General features: G+C 67.2%; 17 protein-coding genes and 2 pseudogenes. 14 read left to right on the forward strand and 5 right to left on the reverse strand.

The window, feature by feature from the left end; all coding sequences use genetic code 11:
- Positions 1–38: 38 nt before the first annotated feature.
- Positions 39–1,130, forward strand: coding sequence for an IS110 family transposase (locus tag J7U37_RS15465; protein ID WP_348772998.1), 1,092 nt, complete (start codon positions 39–41; stop codon positions 1,128–1,130).
- Between the two features lie 13 nt (positions 1,131–1,143).
- Here the strand turns inward: J7U37_RS15465 and tnpB are convergent.
- Positions 1,144–1,290, reverse strand: a pseudogene (gene tnpB, locus J7U37_RS25300) (IS66 family insertion sequence element accessory protein TnpB); the annotation flags it as partial.
- Positions 1,287–1,700 carry a transposase gene (locus J7U37_RS15475; protein ID WP_247636297.1) on the reverse strand — a complete coding sequence of 138 codons (414 nt, stop codon included), beginning with the start codon at positions 1,698–1,700 and terminating at the stop codon, positions 1,287–1,289. The pseudogene tnpB and the gene J7U37_RS15475, both read right to left, overlap by 4 nt.
- 225 nt (positions 1,701–1,925) lie before the next feature.
- On the opposite strand from J7U37_RS15475, the gene J7U37_RS15480 reads away from it, so the two are divergent.
- The 3 genes and pseudogenes from J7U37_RS15480 (at position 1,926) to J7U37_RS15490 (ending at position 4,918) form a co-directional block, all read left to right on the forward strand.
- On the forward strand, positions 1,926–2,720 hold the full coding sequence (locus J7U37_RS15480; RefSeq protein WP_247636298.1) for an ABC transporter: 795 nt from the start codon (positions 1,926–1,928) through the stop codon (positions 2,718–2,720).
- Positions 2,721–2,996: 276 nt separating this feature from the next.
- Positions 2,997–3,218, forward strand: a pseudogene (locus tag J7U37_RS15485) (ISNCY family transposase); the annotation flags it as partial.
- Positions 3,219–4,012: 794 nt separating this feature from the next.
- The gene (locus J7U37_RS15490; RefSeq protein ID WP_247636299.1) at positions 4,013–4,918 is read left to right on the forward strand and encodes an SMP-30/gluconolactonase/LRE family protein; all 906 of its coding nucleotides are present in this window, start codon (positions 4,013–4,015) and stop codon (positions 4,916–4,918) included.
- 137 nt (positions 4,919–5,055) lie between these two features.
- Here the strand turns inward: J7U37_RS15490 and J7U37_RS15495 are convergent, their stop codons facing one another.
- Positions 5,056–5,682: a sigma-70 family RNA polymerase sigma factor gene (locus J7U37_RS15495; protein WP_247636300.1), complete on the reverse strand. Its 627-nt coding sequence runs from the start codon at positions 5,680–5,682 to the stop codon at positions 5,056–5,058.
- Between the two features lie 253 nt (positions 5,683–5,935).
- Here J7U37_RS15495 and J7U37_RS15500 point away from each other — a divergent pair, with 253 nt between their 5' ends.
- The 9 genes from J7U37_RS15500 (at position 5,936) to J7U37_RS15540 (ending at position 13,056) form a co-directional block, all read left to right on the forward strand.
- Positions 5,936–7,393, forward strand: coding sequence for a helix-turn-helix transcriptional regulator (locus tag J7U37_RS15500; RefSeq protein ID WP_056480869.1), 1,458 nt, complete (start codon positions 5,936–5,938; stop codon positions 7,391–7,393).
- 213 nt (positions 7,394–7,606) lie between these two features.
- Positions 7,607–7,813: a hypothetical protein gene (locus J7U37_RS15505; protein ID WP_156634383.1), complete on the forward strand. Its 207-nt coding sequence runs from the start codon at positions 7,607–7,609 to the stop codon at positions 7,811–7,813.
- 61 nt (positions 7,814–7,874) lie between these two features.
- Positions 7,875–8,384, forward strand: a complete 510-nt coding sequence (locus tag J7U37_RS15510; protein ID WP_056190470.1) for a CsbD family protein — start codon at positions 7,875–7,877, stop codon at positions 8,382–8,384.
- A 123-nt stretch (positions 8,385–8,507) separates the two neighbouring features.
- Positions 8,508–9,422, forward strand: coding sequence for a PhnA-like protein (locus tag J7U37_RS15515; RefSeq protein WP_247636302.1), 915 nt, complete (start codon positions 8,508–8,510; stop codon positions 9,420–9,422).
- 78 nt (positions 9,423–9,500) lie between these two features.
- Entirely contained in the window at positions 9,501–9,704 is a 204-nt protein-coding gene (locus tag J7U37_RS15520) for a CsbD family protein (protein ID WP_056190475.1), read from the forward strand.
- 105 nt (positions 9,705–9,809) lie between these two features.
- Positions 9,810–10,247 (forward strand): CsbD family protein, encoded by a 438-nt coding sequence (locus J7U37_RS15525; RefSeq protein WP_247636303.1) that lies wholly within the window; start codon positions 9,810–9,812, stop codon positions 10,245–10,247.
- 220 nt (positions 10,248–10,467) lie between these two features.
- Complete coding sequence (locus J7U37_RS15530; protein WP_247636304.1) at positions 10,468–10,902, forward strand: BA14K family protein; 435 nt, start codon at positions 10,468–10,470, stop codon at positions 10,900–10,902.
- A gap of 149 nt (positions 10,903–11,051) precedes the next feature.
- A complete protein-coding gene (locus tag J7U37_RS15535; RefSeq protein WP_056190481.1) occupies positions 11,052–12,461 on the forward strand; it encodes a TAXI family TRAP transporter solute-binding subunit in 1,410 nt (469 codons plus the stop codon).
- A gap of 106 nt (positions 12,462–12,567) precedes the next feature.
- The gene (locus J7U37_RS15540) at positions 12,568–13,056 is read left to right on the forward strand and encodes a YidB family protein (protein ID WP_056480857.1); all 489 of its coding nucleotides are present in this window, start codon (positions 12,568–12,570) and stop codon (positions 13,054–13,056) included.
- Positions 13,057–13,365: 309 nt separating this feature from the next.
- On the opposite strand, the gene J7U37_RS15545 is transcribed toward J7U37_RS15540, so the two are convergent.
- A complete protein-coding gene (locus J7U37_RS15545; protein WP_056480855.1) occupies positions 13,366–14,241 on the reverse strand; it encodes an aldo/keto reductase family oxidoreductase in 876 nt (291 codons plus the stop codon).
- 94 nt (positions 14,242–14,335) lie between these two features.
- Here J7U37_RS15545 and J7U37_RS15550 point away from each other — a divergent pair, with 94 nt between their 5' ends.
- Positions 14,336–15,244, forward strand: a complete 909-nt coding sequence (locus J7U37_RS15550; RefSeq protein ID WP_247636305.1) for a LysR family transcriptional regulator — start codon at positions 14,336–14,338, stop codon at positions 15,242–15,244.
- A gap of 163 nt (positions 15,245–15,407) precedes the next feature.
- On the opposite strand, the gene J7U37_RS15555 is transcribed toward J7U37_RS15550, so the two are convergent.
- Complete coding sequence (locus J7U37_RS15555; RefSeq protein WP_056480851.1) at positions 15,408–15,812, reverse strand: DoxX family protein; 405 nt, start codon at positions 15,810–15,812, stop codon at positions 15,408–15,410.
- Positions 15,813–15,995 lie beyond the last annotated feature (183 nt).

A 15,995-nucleotide genomic window follows, 5' to 3' on the forward strand; every position in this document is an offset into this window, starting at 1 on the left:
TCCAGGAAGAATGGAGATCCAGCATGAAGATCGTCGGTATGGATATACACCGGTCGTTCGCTCAGGTGGCGATCCTGGAGGATGGCACGGTCACCAAACAACTTCGGGTCGAACTCGTCCATGAGCCGCTCGTCGCCTTCGCCAAGACACTCAGCCTCGACGACGAAGTGGTCATTGAGGTCACGGGCAACAGCGCCGCGGTCGAACGTCTCCTGCGCCCGCATGTCAAACGGGTCGCCGTAGCCAACCCGAGGCTCGTCCGTGCGATCGCCTACGCCCGCGTGAAGACCGACAAGGTGGATGCCGCGACCCTGGCGAAGCTGCATGCCGCCGGCTTCCTGCCGGAGGTTTGGGTCGCCGACGAGGACACGTACGGCCGCCGCCGCCAAATCGCCGAGCGCTCCGGCGTCCTGGCGCAAGTCGTCCGGATCAAGGGGCGCATGAAGGCGATCCTGCATGCCAACCTGATCCCGCCCTACAAGGGGCACCTCTTCGGCAAGGCGGGACAACGCTGGCTCGATGCCCTGCCGCTCCCACCCGAGGAGCGCGGGATGCTCCAGCGCCTGATTGCCGAACTCGAACGTGTGTCGCAACAGCTGTCGGAGATCGACAAGGTCGTGGCCCAGCAGGCGCTCGACGATCCGCGAGCTCTCAAGCTGATGACGATCCCCGGCGCGAGTTCGGTCGTAGCCTCGACCGTGCTGGCCTCCATCGGCGACATCGCGCGCTTCCCATCGCCGGACAAGCTCAGCAGCTACTTCGGCCTGACGCCGCGGGTTCGGCAGTCCGGAGATCATCCGGCACGGCACGGCAGGATCTCGAAGCAAGGCAACGGCGACGCCCGCAAGATGCTGGTGGAAGCGGCCTGGTCGGCCAAGACGGCGCCAGGTCCGCTGCGGGCCTTCTTCAACCGTGTACAGAAGAAGCGCGGTGCATCTGCGGCCGCGGTCGCCACGGCGCGCAAACTCGCGGTGATGATCTGGCACATCCTGACGAGCGGCAAGGAGTACGCCTACGCTCGGCCGGCTGACGGCTCCGTCCGCCACCGAGGGCCACAGGAAACGGCCGCGGTCGAGCCGCTTGGTGTACGTACAGGCACGCGCCCTGGCCATCGTGCCAGATCACCTTGATCAGGTCACCGCGCCGGCCGCGGAAGACGAACAGGTGCCCGGAATGAGGATCGCGTTTGAGCGTCTCCTGGACGATCAGCCCCAAGCTGGAAAAGCCCTTGCGCATGTCGGTGTGGCCGGTCGCCAGCCAGACCCGAACGTTGGTCGGCAGCGGGATCATCGCCCCTCCAGGGCATCGAGCACCCGACGCAGTGCCGCGGCATCGACGTCTAGGTCGACCGTGAGACGCCAACCACCACCGAGATCGATCTCCATGATCCCGGTCTTGCGCCGCGCTCGACGAGGCTGGGGCGCAACATCAAGATCATCCGACCGCAGAACTGGAACCGCCGGCGACGGCTCCGGGGTGATCGCGACGGGCACGAAGACCGGGGCCTGCTCGTCCCCGCCCAAACGGCCTTCCCGAGCCTGGCGTCGCCACGTGAACAGCAGGCCCTGGGCGATCCCGTGCCGGCGCGCCACCGAACACACCGACACTCCCGCCTCGTACGAAGCTTCGACGATCCGCACCTTGTCCTCGAACGACCAGCGCCGCCGTCGTTCGGCCCCCTCAAGCACCTCGACCCGCATCGCCCCGACCCGCTGACCTTAACGCCAGCATTAAGGTCAGGCTTCAGCCGAATGCGCGATGCCGTCGACCGCGGCCATCACCGGACGCGTACCCATAACCCTGCAAACTCCGGTCTCCATCGGGCGTCGTCGACCCTCAGAGGTGCCGTCAGCCTTCGTGCCTGACCCACAATTTGGTCCAAGTGCCGATCTATGCTGATCGGTGCGCGCCAATCAGGACCGGACATGCTGCCACCGACCTCACCCATCTCCACCAAACGGAGCGATCTGGCGGTGTACGCGGAGGTCATTCGCGCCCTGATGCTGCGAGACATGCGCACGCGGTTCGGCGCGTCCTACTGGGGCTACGTCGTCGTGGTTCTGTGGCCCGTAGCGCACATCTTTCTGATGGTTACGATCATGTTGTTCCGCAACATGCCATCTCCAATGGGCAACAACCCTATCCTGTTCGTTGCGACGGGCGCCGTTCCAGCTCTAGTTTTTCAGTACACGTCTCGCGAAGCGATGAAGGCGATTCTTGTCAATAGACCGTTGATGTACTACCCGCAGGTAAAATCCTTCGACATCATGATCGCGCGTTTCATCGTCGAAACTGTGAAAGGCTTCCAGGGCCTGCTGATCATCATCGGGATACTTTTGCTGCTGGGTGTCGACCCTATGCCAGAAGATCCGGCTCGAGCAATCGAAGGCTATCTCATGGCCCTTCTCCTGGGACTTGGTATGGGTGCCATCAACATCGGCATCATGTCATTTTTCCCCGGATGGCTATGGGGATATATTGTCTTAAGTATTCTATTATACATGACATCCGGCGTTTTTTTCTTACCACATATGCTTCCAACCGAAATTTATGACCTTCTAAAGTGGAATCCGGTGGTCCAGATCATCGAGTGGGTCCGGCTCGCCTACAATCCTTCGCTCGGAATCACGGTCGATTATTTCTACGTTATGGCTTGGGGTTCGGGATCTCTCTGCCTAGGCTTGCTCATGGAACGCACCGTCGTCCGTCGATTCCAGTAATTCGGCCAGTTGCTGCAAACGGATAATGTTGCGGCTGAGCATCCGGCGGTGCGCCTGGATCGCACGGCGCGGCCTTCCAAAGCCGACGCGCGCAACCTCTGCCACCTATCGGACCTGAGCGCCGAAGGTGCGGCGGGTGACGATCAGCGACAGGAGGATGTTCAGCGTCGCGATCGTCAGCAGAATCTCCAGCAGGAAATCGAGTCCGAACTAACCAGAGAGGGCACCGTCATACTGCCGCTCGACACGTCGGCCGCGCCTATCCCGGTCGCCGACTTCCTGGCGGGGCTGCGCACGGCTTGGCGGATGGGTGAGGTTCGACCGACGGCACAGCCCGCGCTGAAGCCGAAGCGCGGACGCCGTCGCCCGGATCCCCTCATCGCAGTCACCGACGACCTGCGATCCTGGTTCGAGGCGGATCCTACGCAAACGGGAGGACAGCTACTCCTGCGCCTCCAGACATCCGATCCCGACCGCTACCCGGACGCGCTGCTCCGAAGTTCGCTTCCAGTCTTGAGCATTACGCATACGGCGACGTTCGCCTGCCCAACGCTCAAAAACCTCACACCTTGAGCTTGGCGAGCTAATGACACGCGGCTTACGCGACTTGTTAAAGGCCTCCACGAGCGATCAATAATACAACCGTAGAAACGGAGCATCATTTATCATCATAAAACTCGATAAAAGTACTAATGTAGATCTACAATAAAGACTTTTTATTACTGCAAATAGCATACGATATTTTGTGCATTCGAGGTCTAAGTAGTCTATACCCAATGCATGTCTTGGACTCATTTCTCATTATTTAAGATCAATTATAAAGTCAATACTTAATATCTCTATTTTACAGAATTTATCGTATTTAGGCTTTCGTACCATCGCGACTTACGATTGGCACAAAAAAATCATAGAATTACGGCGTTTCTATATTCCACACATGGCACGCCTCATTTTCTTTTTGCCAGTCAGATTCCATAGAGGCGCGCGGATGACCGTTTTGGCAGAACGAACCCAATTGAGGACGGAAGGGTTGGGCTCGCAACCCGATGCAACGCGACGCCAAACGCACAAAGACTTTTCCCAGCATTCTAAAGCCGTTCGTCGCCAAATGTGACAGGCAATGACTGCATCCGACGCGACCTGGTAGGAGACTGGGGTCACAGCCGGTCGTGCGGCTTACCGAACAAAATCGATAGCCCTGCACTGGAGCCGATCGGTCGGAGGTTCTCTGGTGAGGGGCTCTCCGCCTCCGTCTCGAGTATGATGATCCGAGCCAGCGCGATGACCGGAGGATGGATGTGAGGACCAAGGAGACCCGGGACGGTCTAAGGATCCTGGACGCACCCCGCTGCCACCTCGGTGAGGGGCCTTGCTACGACCCGCGAACCGACACTGCCTGGTGGGTCGACATCCTTGAACGGCGCCTGTTCGAGGCGCCCTTGGCAGGGGGAGGGGCGGCCCGCGTACACGGCCTGCCTATCAGGGTGAGCACCGTAGTCGCGGTGGACAAGACACGGCACCTTCTGGCGGCCGAGAACGGGCTCTACTTGCGCGGCATTGAGGATGGTGCGCTTGCACTGCTCTGCCCTTTGGAGGCAGAGGATCACGGCACCCGCTCCAACGACGGCCGGGTCCACCCCAGCGGCGCCCTCTGGATCAGCACCATGGGGCGGGACGCCGAGTCGGGGCGCGGCGCGATCTACCACGTCGCCGGCACCCAGGTGACGCGCCTCTTCGGTGCCCTGACCATCCCGAACGCCATCTGCTTCTCGCCCGACGGCAGAACCGGTTACTTCGCCGACACCAACGTGGGCCTGCTCCAGCGCGTGGCCCTCGATTCCCGCACCGGCCTGCCGACGGGGGAGCCAACGACGCTCTACGATCATCGCGGTGGGGAGGGGGGCCTGGATGGAGCCGCCGTCGATGCCGAAGGCCGGATCTGGTGCGTCCGCTGGGGCGCCGCTTGCATCGATGCCTACAGCCCGGAAGGCGTGCGCGTGCGCACGATCCCCCTGCCGGTGACGCGTCCTTCGTGCCCCACCTTCGCAGGCCCCGACTTGGATCGCCTGCTCATCACCAGTGCCTACGAGGGCATGAGTCCCAAGGAGCGGGAAGCTGACCCGGAGCACGGACGCACCCTCGTGGTTGCATCTGGATGTCGCGGACTGTTGGAGCCGGCTTTCCGGCTTTCGGTCTGAACGACCACGCCGATCGGGCGGAATAGGCTGTGCGATTCCCGCCTCCTTCGATTCCGGGGTCGGGGACCGGCGCGTCGAGTCAGAAAAGCGGCGTCCCCACCAGTTCCACGGCGCCCACCGGGCGCGCCCGGCGTCGCTCAATCCGCGCCCAGAGCTAGAGCGAGGCGTTCGCGGGCCCGACTGATGCGGCTCTTCACCGTGCCGGTCCGGCACCCCAGGACCCGGGCGGCCTCCTCGTGGAGCAGGCCGTCGACCATCACGAGGAGGAGGGTCTCGCGGTGTTCGGCCGTGAGGGTGTTCAGGGCGGCCTGGAGCTGGATCAGTTCGACGCGGCGCTCCTGCTCGGGCTCCAGGCTCAGAGTTGCGGCGAAAGCGCCGTCGACATCCTCGACTTCGCGCCGGAGGCGCTTGCGCTGGTTGAGGAACGCGTTGCGCAGAATCGTGAAGAGCCAGGCGATCAGCCGGGTCCCCGGCTCGAACCGCGACCGGTTCTCCCAGGCCCGCATCAGGGTCGTCTGGACGAGGTCGTCGGCCTCGGCGGCGTTCCGGCACTGCGCGAGCGCGTAGCGCCGGAGTTGCGGCACGGCGGCGATCAGATCGGTCCGGAAGGAATCCGGAACCGGATTGCCCGCCGGCGCCGCCGCCAGGGCCTGCGCCAGCCGAAGCAGAACCTGACCGAGGCGCGAGGTGTCCTCAACAGCATCGGGACATGGGAAGACCGTGCTCAGTCGTCGGCCGATGCGATCCTGGATGTGCCGGGACAATCCCGCTTCATCCGAAACAGGATTTTGGTGTTGGAGATCTGACAGCACGAACGACCGCCCTTGTGTCTGGAGCACGATCCAGATCGCCTGTCGCTTTACGGGACAAGACCGCGTTCAGCTTGTGATTGGGCCATCACGTTCACGTCAATGATCCAGATATACCAGACATTCGGGCTTCGGATGCGGAACTGCGATCCCGCGTTCTTGTTACGAGCGGGACCATTGTGCGGGGCAGCGTCCCCAGGGAGCCACCGTGACCCTCGGCGTCGACAGGCATGAACTCCGGCAAATCATCGCCGGCCTCAGCGAGGGCGTGATCCTGGTCGAGCCCGACCAGACCATCGCGTATGCCAACGAGGCCGCGTTGGCGATGCACGGAGCCGAGACCGTCGGCGAGCTCGGCGAGACCGTGGACGCCTATCGTGAGCGCTTCGCCCTGCGCTACCGCAACAACCACGCTCCGAACCAGTATCCGATCGAGCGCGTGGTCTCGGGTGAGCGCTTCCATGACGTCATCGTCGAGGTGAAGCGCACCGATCGGCCGGACGTCGATTTCGTCCACTCGCTGCGCAGCCTGGTGGCCACCGACCGCGAGGGCAACCCGAGTTGCCTCGCGCTGATCCTCAAGGATGTTTCCGAGCAGTTCGAGGCAGAGGCGCGCTTCGAGGCCACCTTCAACGCCAACCCGGCCCCGGCGGTGATCTGCCGGCTTTCGGACCTGCGTCACGTCAAGGTGAATCTCGGTTTCCTCGAGATGACCGGCTACACCCGCGACGCCGTGATCGGCCGCAGCGTCTACGAGGTCGACGTCCTGGCCAATGCCCGCAGCCGGGATCTGGCGATCTCGCGGCTCAACGAGGGCGGCACCATTCCCCAGATGGAGGCCTGCCTCGACCTGCCGGATGGCGGAAGCCGCTACGTGATCGTAGCCGGCCAGCCCATGGATCTCGGCGACGAGCCGTGCATGCTCTTCACCTTCGCCGACCTCGACCTCCGGCGCAAAGCCGAGACGGCCCTGCGCCAGAGCGAGGAGCGCTTCGCCAAGGCGTTTCGCCTGACACCCGTGCCGACCCTCCTGGCGCGGGCGGAAGGCTTTGCCATCACGGGCGTCAACGAGGCCTTCGCGCGGGTCTTCGGCTACGGCAGCGACACGGTGAGCGGACGCTCGCCTGCGGATCTCGGCCTCTGGGTCCATGAGGCGGCCCGGATCCGGTTCGAGACGGCGGTGGCGCGCACCGGCTACGTGCTCGGACTGGAGGCCTGCCTCAAGCACGAAGACGGCACCAATCTCGACTGCCTGATCTCGGCCGAGCGGGTCGAGATCGGCGAGGAGGCCTTCGCGCTCCTCGTCCTGCAGGACATCACCGACCGCAAGCGCACGGAGCGCGACCTGTTCGAGGCCATCGAGGCGGTGATGGCCGACACCTCCTGGTTCAGCCGCGGGCTGATCGAGAAGCTGGCCAACCTGCGCCAGCCCGGCGGCGACCACCAGGATGCGGTCTCGCCCAACATGACGGTGCGGGAGCGCCAGATTCTGGACCTGATCTGCCAGGGCCTCAGCGACGACGTCATCGCCAAGCGTCTCAACCTGTCGAAGAACACGGTGCGCAATCACTCCGCCGCGCTCTACCGGAAACTCGATGTCCACAAGCGCTCCGAGGCCATCGTGTGGGGGCGGAACAATGGATTTCCGACCGCCGCACCTAGTTAATAAAACTCATTGTACTAGTACGAATGAACCATTGTCTGGCGTCATTCCGATGCCACCTGGGGTGCGGACGAGTGTCGCCCAGCCCGTCCAGGCCATCCCGCGTCAGGGGTCTCGATCCTGACAGTCCTTCAGGAGCGCGCCTTCATGAACGAGCCGAAATCCAGGACCGGGCGCAGGACCGGGACGGAGATAAAGACCGGGACCGAGAACAAGATTGGGGTGGGGCCGACCTCGGAGACGCTCAAGGGCTCGGTCAAGGAAGCCATCGGCAAGCTGATCGGCGACGGTCGGGTCGAGGCGGAAGGCAAGTCCCAGCAAGACTTCAAGTCCCAGCAAGACCTGACGACGCGGCATGAAGCCGAGCCTCGCCAGAAACCACCGAACTCCGACGTGAAAACAAAGACTGCCCCTAAGTCGTAGCTTTGCCGGAACGTCGCAGACCTTCACCCCATCCACCCGCATCACACACAGGAGACACATCATGGTCGATACCAACCGGATCACCGGCGCCGCACAGGAACTCGGCGGCAAGATCCAGGGCGCCGTCGGCGACCTGACCGGCTCGAACCGGGACTCGGTCGAGGGCCGCGCCCGCGAGGTTCAGGGCACGGCCGAGAACCTCTACGGCCAGGCCAAGGACGCCGTGCGCGATGCGGCCGACCGTGTCGCCGATACGGCGCGCGACGTGGGTGCGCGAGTCCGCGATGCCGTCGACGACGTCGCCGGGTCCGACGGACGCGCGATCAAGGATCGGGCCCGCCACGCACAGGACGCCGCCGGCGACACCTACGAGCGCGCCGAGCGTTCGGTCCGAAATGCCGGCCGCGAAGCCTACGATTACGCCGAGGACGCCTACGAGAACGGCGGCCACACCCTGCGCCAGAGCGGACGCGAAGCCGTTGCCCAGATCGGCGAGCACCCCGTCGCCGCCCTGCTCGTGGCCGGCCTTCTCGGCTACGGCCTCGGCCTCCTCATTCACGGCCGCGATTGATCCGCAGCGCCGCACCCGACCTTCACGGCCGCGCCTGACGCGCGGTCGTGCAGCCCTCCCACCCTCACGCCCCCCTCGAACGACCGAACTTCTCGGACGACCGACCACCCGGAGTACCTCTAAGTGTCCACTTCCCCCACCCTCGCCACCCCCGGCGCCTCGGCCGACACCCGCACCGTCCTGCTGAACCAGGTTTCCTGGGGCGCCATCTTCGCCGGCGCCGTCACCGCCCTGGTGACCCAGGTCATCCTCAACATGGTCGGCGTCGGCGTCGGCCTGTCCAGCGTCGGCCCGGTGGCTGCCGACAACCCGGCCGCCTCGACCCTGTCGATGAGCGCCGGCATCTGGTTCGTGGGCTCCGGCATCGTCGCCTCGCTCGCCGGCGGCTTCATCGCCGGCCGCCTCTCGGGCAAGCCCGTCACCGGTGCGGCCGGCCTGCACGGCCTCGTCTCCTGGGCGGTGACCACGCTCGTGGTGCTCTACCTGCTGACCTCGGCGGCCGGTGGCCTCATCGGCGGCGCCTTCTCGGGCGTGACCAGCACGCTCGGCGGCGCCGGCTCGCTCGTCGGCGGAACCGTGCAGACGGCGGCCCAGGCCGCAGCGCCCTCGCTGTCGAAGATCACCAACCCGCTCGACGGCATCGAGCAGTCGGTCCGCAACCAGACCGCCGGCCAGGACCCGCAGGCCGCCAAGGATGCGGCTGTGGCCGCCATCCGCGCCCTGTTCACGGGTGACCCGGCCCAGAAGGCCCAGGCCGAGAACCGCGCCGCCGACGCTCTCGCCAAGGCGCAGAACATCCCGGTCGATCAGGCCAAGGCTCAGATCCAAGACTACAAGAAGCAGTACGACGAGACCGTCGCCACCGCCAAGGTGAAGGCCGAGGCCGCCGCCGTGGCCGCCAAGTCCGCCGCGACCCAGGGTGCCTTCTACGGCGCGCTCGCCCTGATCCTCGGCGCGCTCGCCGGCTTCTTCGGTGGCCGGATCGGCGCCCCGAAGCTCCACACCCTCGCCGACGCTTACGACGCCCGCCGCGTCTGAGCCCATCCCCGGCCGGTCCCCGCGACCGGCCGGTCCCTCTGCGAAGATCGCGATCCCTCACATCAAAGGAGCCATCCCATGAGCAGCACCACGGACAAGCTGAAGGGCCTCGCCAACGAAGCCGTCGGAAACCTCAAGGAAGGCGTCGGCAAGGTCACGGGCAACGACAAGCTCGTTGCCGAGGGCAAGGCCCAGGAACTCAAGGGCGAGGCCCAGCGCACCGTCGGCGAGGCCAAGGACGGCGTCGCCTCGGTGGTCGACAAGGTCACCGGCAAGCACTGAGGCGCAGGCAGGCGCCGACCGCATTCACTATGCGGATTCCTCCGCGCTCCGATGGGGCGGCCTCGCCGCTCCATCCCATCCCATCCGAACGATCAGGAGAAACTCATGAATCGCGATCAGTTCCGCGGTGCTTCCCGCAACCTCAAGGGTCGCGCCCAGACTGCCCTCGGCGGCGTCACCGGTGATCCGGGCCGCCAGGTCCGCGGTGCCGTCAACCAGGTCGCGGGCGGCGCGCAATACGCCTATGGCCGCGCCCGCGACCGGGCTGAAGATCTGGCCGAGGACGGCCGTCACCTCGCCCACGAGGTCCGGGACCGTGCCGGAAACCTGATCGAGGGCGGCCGCCACTTTGTCGGCGATGCGCGCGACCGGGCCGGAAACCTCATCGACGAGGGGCGCGACTACGCCCGTCAGGCCCGCAGCCGCGGCGCGACCTACGGCCGACAGGCGGCGCGCTACGCCGACGACAACCGAACCTCGGCCCTGCTCGGACTTGCCGCCGTCGCCTTCGCGGTCGGCTGGCTCGCCCGTCCGAAGCGCTGATCTCTAAGGCGCTGATCCCCGCCCGACGATCCTACCACCACGGAGACCATCCCATGATCCGCAAGCTCCTCACCGCCTTCCTGCTCCCGAAGGTCATCGCCTATGTCAGCCGCCGCTTCGGCGGCCGGGCCTCCACCCCGCCGAACCGTCGGGGCTACTGAGCATCCGCGTTTCTGATCCGCCGCGCTCCCACGAAACCCAGCCTGGAAACCGATCCACGATGAAGCTGACCCTCGCCCTTGCCGCGACCGTCGTCGCCACCCTCGTCGGGCTGCCGGCCCAGGCTTCGCCCACCACGGCTGCGCCGGTCGAGGCGCTGGTACGCGGTGACCTTCCGACCGGCTACGCCCAGTACCGTCGCTTCGGTCACCGCCACGGATGGCGCGGCGGACGAGGCTACGGCCGGGGCTACGGTTATCGTCGCGGCTACGGCTATCGCCGCGGACCCGGCGTCGGCGCGGCCGTCGGTGCCGGCGTCGCCGGTCTCGCCGCCGGGGCCATCATCGGCGGCGCCATCGCCAGTTCGCAGGCCCAAGCCGCCCCGCGCGGAATCCCCGCCGAGGCGGTGGCCGCCTGCGCCCGCCGCTTCCGCTCGTACGACGCGGCCAGCGGCACCTACCTGGGCAATGACGGCGACCGCCATACCTGCCCGTAGCCCGCGCCGAGCGCCTTCCGCCTGCCCATAGGGCTGGCGCGTCGCGCCTTGCGCCTGCCCATTGGGCCGGTGCCTCGCATCCTGCACCTGTCCGGCAAGGTCCGGGCAGGTGGACCTGCCGGTCGCCGAGAGGGAGCGAACGCCGACCGATGAAGTTCGCCAAGTTCGTCCTGCGCCCGGAACTCGTGTTCCTGATGCTCACGGTATGTCTCTGCCTCGCGGCTGGGGTGGCCTACTGGGTCTCGCGAGCCACGGTGCTGACGGTCGCCGTCGCCCCGCGGGACGGCACCGAGCCCGCCTTGATCCATGCCTATGCGGATGCTTTGGCCAAGCGCCACAAGGAAATCCGGCTGAAGGTCCTGGACCTCGACGACGTGCGCGACAGCGCCGCCGCCCTCCAGGAGGGCCGCGCCGACCTTGCCGTGGTGCGTCCGGACGTCGATCTGCCCGATAACGGCCTGACCCTCGCGATCTTGCGCGACCAGGCCATGATCATCGCTTCGCCCGAAGGGTCCGGCCTGACCCGGTTCCCCCAGCTCGACCGCAAGCGCCTGGCCATCCTGGCCCACCGGGACGCCGACCAGGCGCTGATCCGGTCCATGGTCGAGCATTACGGTTTGGTGCTGCTCGACAAGGAGCCCGAGGGACCGGTTCCGCCGCGTCACGTCGTGCTGGTCGAGATGGCAGAGGCCGACCTCGGCGCGGCCTTCACCGCCAAGCGCATCGACGCGGTGGTGTCGGTGATCGCTCCGACCTCGCCGACCGCGCAACGCATCGTCGGGATCGTCCAGCGGGTCAGCCGTACCGGCAGGGTCGCCTTCGTCGATGTCGAGAACGCCGACGCCATCATCGCGCGCCTGCCACGCCTCCAGGCCGTGACAATGCCGGCCGAGACCTTCGGCGGCAGTCCCAAGGTCCCGGCCGAGGATGTCCATACGGTGGGGGCGTCCTATCGCCTGATGGCCCGCGCCAGCCTGTCCCGCCCGGTGGCGGCCGATGTGACCCAGCACCTGTTCGAGATGCGCAGCGGCATGGCCAACGTGACGCCGGCCGCCGACTACCTCCAGGCCCCGAGCTACGACAGCACGGCGGGTGCGACGAGCGCGCGGCTGCCCATCCATCCGGGGGCCGTCGACTTCTTCGAGCGTGAGCAGCAGGGCTTCATCGAACGCTACGAGACCTGGATCTACCTCGTGGCCTTTCTCGGCGGCGGCATCGGCTCGGCGCTCGCCTGGGTCGGCCAGCGCCTGTCGCGCCTGCGCCGCGAGCGCATCGAGGAGGCCACCGACCGCCTGCTGGAGATCCGGCAGGAAGCCCAGGACACCACCGACGCCCCGCGCCTGGAGCATCTGGCCCGCGAGATCGACGATCTGGCCGGCGAGATCGCCAAGCACGCGCTCGAGCGCCCGACCGAGGCCCGCACCCTGTCGGCGGCCGCGATCGCCATCGACGCGGCCCGCTCCACGGTCAAGCGCACCATCGCCGCCAGCCAGTACGCCGCCGAACCGAGCGATCTGGCCGGGCGCACGACATCGACGGAAGCCGCCACGGCGGGCTGACGGCGAGACCCCGGGCGCCCCAGCCCGGACCGACCCCGAAACCAAACGATCCCGAAACCAACCGATCCCGAAACCAAGTGTTACAGACCCGAAACGGAGACCGACGATGAGCAAGGGCTATCCTTCGATGACCGCGCTGCTGGGCCTGCTGGCCGTGGCCGGCTACCAGAACCGCGACAAGCTCGCCGAACTGCTGAAGGGTCACGACAGCACCCCGACGCAGGGCTCGATCCCGCACCTTCCGAACACCTCCTCGACCAGCACACAGTCCGGCGGCAGCGGCCTCGGCAATCTCGGCAGCCTCCTCGGCGGCGTCGGTACGGCCGGCATCGGCGGCCTGATCGCCAATGGCCTCAGCGAACTGGTCGACCACTTCACCAAGGGCGGCCACGGCGAGACGGCGACCTCCTGGGTCAATCACGGCCCCAACCGCGACATCCCCGAGGCCGATCTCGAGCGCGCCATCGGCCCGGACACCCTCGACCATCTCACCCAGCAGACCGGTCTGAGCCGTCCGGCCCTGCTGGCGCGCCTCTCGCGGGAACTTCCCTCGGCCATCGACCGCTACGCCGCCGACGGCCGCAAGCCCGCCTGACGCTTCCCTCCCGACCCGGCCGGCGCCGCGCGGCGCCGGCCGGAAGGGGGCGGATCCACCTCTCATCCCCTCCGATACGTGCGAACGGCCCAGGAGGGGACGCCTCCCGGGCCATGCCCGCCTTCGCTGAACGGATCTCCGAACGTGACCAAATTCATGAAGGGCCTGTCCTACGCCCTGGCCGCGGCCGCCCTCTGCACCCTCGTCTTCGTCATGTTCCAGTCGGCGAGCCTTCTCGTCGGCTCGTAATCCGGCCATGGCGTGCTTTGCAGCGGACGGCGCCACAGCCCGTGGAACGGGGGCCCGCCCTCAAGCGACCGGGCCGGCGATCCCGTCGAGGGCCGCACGGGCGCTGTCCGGCAACGTCAGCCCGGCCGCCGCCAGATTCTCGCGGAGGTGCCCACGCGACGCGGTGCCTGGGATCAGCAGGATGTTGGGCGCGCGGGCGAGCAGCCAGGCGAGCGCCACCTGCATCCGGGTCGCGCCGAGATCGGCCGCGACCGCGTCCAGGGTCGCCGACTGGAGCGGCGTGAAGCCGCCGAGCGGAAAGAACGGTACGTAGGCCGTGCCCGAGGCGGCGAGGTCGTCGATCAGCGCGTCGTCGGCCCGGTGGGTGAGATTGTACTGGTTCTGGACGCAGACGATCTCCGCGATGGTCCGCCCCTCGGCGACCTGCCGGGCGGTGGCGTTGCTGAGCCCGATCCGGCGGACGAGGCCCTGGCGCTGAAGCTCGGCCAGGGTGGCGAGGGGCGCCGCGATGGAGCCTTCGGCCGGACCGTGGACGTCGAACATGAGACGCAGGTTCACCACGTCGAGGGCCTCGACACCGAGGTTGCGTAGGTTGTCATGGACCGCGCGCGTCAGCGCCTCGGGCGAAAAGGCCGGGTTCCACGAAGCGTCGTCGCCGCGCATCGCCCCGATCTTGGTGACGATCACGAGGTCGTCCGGATACGGATGGAGAGCCTCGCGGATGATCTCGTTGGTGACGTGCGGGCCGTAGAAGTCGCTGGTATCGATATGGTCGACGCCCGAAGCCACAGCCTCGCGCAGAAGCGCGACGGCCTCGGCCCGGTCTTTCGGCGGCCCGAACACCTGCGGGCCGGCCAGCTGCATGGCGCCATAGCCCAGGCGCTTCACGGTGCGGTCCCCCAGGGCATAGGTCCCGGCGCGTGCGATGTCGGTCATGGTCTCTCTCCGTCGTGGTGACGGCGGATGTAGGCCGATGGGGGTTGCGTGATAACATGCCCCAATCGGCACGGGCTGTGCGAAAGGGCGAACAATGGCGGCCGATCTCGGTGACCTCGCGGCCTTCGTGGCGGTCGCCCGTGCCGGTGGCTTCCGCGAAGGCGCCAGGGCGAGCGGCCTCAGTGCCTCCGGCCTCAGCGAAGCCGTGCGCCGCCTGGAAGCCCGGCTGGGCGTCCGACTGCTCCATCGCACCACCCGCAGCGTCGCGCCGACCGAGGCGGGCGCGCGCCTCCTCGAGCGGCTGACCCCGGCGCTCGGTGAGATCGAAGCGGCCCTCGACGTCGTCAACGGGCTTCGGGATCGCCCGGCCGGCACCCTCAGGCTGAACGTGCCGGTGAGCGCGGCCCGCCTCGTCCTGCCCGGGATCGTGCCTGCCTTCCTCGCCGCCTATCCGGAGATCCGCCTCGACGTGGTGGCGGAGGACAGCTTCGTCGACGTTCTGGCGGCCGGGTGCGATGCGGGCATTCGCTACGACGACCGGCTCGAGCAGGATATGATCGCCATCCCGATCGGCCCGCGTCGGCAGCGCTTCGCCACGGCGGCCGCGCCGGCCTATCTCGATCGCCACGGTCGTCCGGCCCACCCGCGCGACCTCCTGGCCCATGCCTGCCTGCGCGGGCGCTTCGCCAGCGGCGCGATGACGGACTGGGAGTTCGAGCGCGACGGAGAGGTCGTGCGCGTCGAACCCGGCGGACCGCTCATCGTCCGGGCCGGGGCCGCCACCGACCTGGCAGTATCCGCGGCGATCGCCGGGACCGGGATCATCACCCTGTTCGAGGACTGGCTGCGCCCGCATCTCGCCAGCGGGACGCTGGAGCCCGTACTCGAATCCTGGTGGCAGCCCTTCCCGGGGCCGTTCCTGTACTATCCGGGCCGTCGCCACCTGCCGGCGCCGCTGAGGGCCTTCGTGGATTTCATCGCCCGGCCTCGCGATCGCCCGTGAGGGGAGCCTTCGAACGCCCGCCGCCGCCGGGCGGTTGCGCTCCGCCAAACCCGGCGGAGCCGGAGGGTCACGGTTGTGCGTCGGGATCGTGGGGGCGGCCCCCCGGAACGATCCCGTCCAGCCGATCCCTCCCGGCGGAGGGGTCGTGGAGCCGGACGGTGCGTCAGCGGATGCGGGCCAGGAGCGTCGTCACCTGTCCCCGGCGCATCCAGGCCAGGAGGGCGGCGAGACCGAGCAGCACGAGGGCCGGGGCGACCGGTGTCGGCAGGACGAGGATATGGGCCAGCACGGCACCCACCATGGTGATTCCAAGCCAGATCGCCGCAATGGCGGCCAGGCCGGGGACCAGCAGGGCGACCGCGCCGACGACCTCGACGAGGCCGCTGACGATGCGGAACCCCTGTCCGAGTCCGATCTGATCGAAGATCTGCACCATCATCGGCGCGCCCGCGAGCTTGGCGCCGCCCGCAGCGAGGAACACGAGGGCGAGGAGGACCTGGAGCGACCAGGCGAGGATGTTGCGGCCGCCTGACAGGGGCGTGGCGTGGGCACTGAGAGTCTGGGACACGGGGGAACTCCGGGAGGCATCGGGGCAGGCCCCAGGGACGAACGGGGCCGGTGGCAATGATCTAGACCCGATAGATCCATCGTTGGAGCCACTCTGATGCGATGCATTCCAACGGCTACGCCGATGGGTCGCGGGAGATCATCGGCTTCGTCCATGCCGTCTTCTGTCCGAGGACCTCGCGTG

The organism is Methylobacterium sp. 37f (assembly GCF_023093475.1).
Classification (GTDB): Bacteria; Pseudomonadota; Alphaproteobacteria; order Rhizobiales; family Beijerinckiaceae; genus Methylobacterium.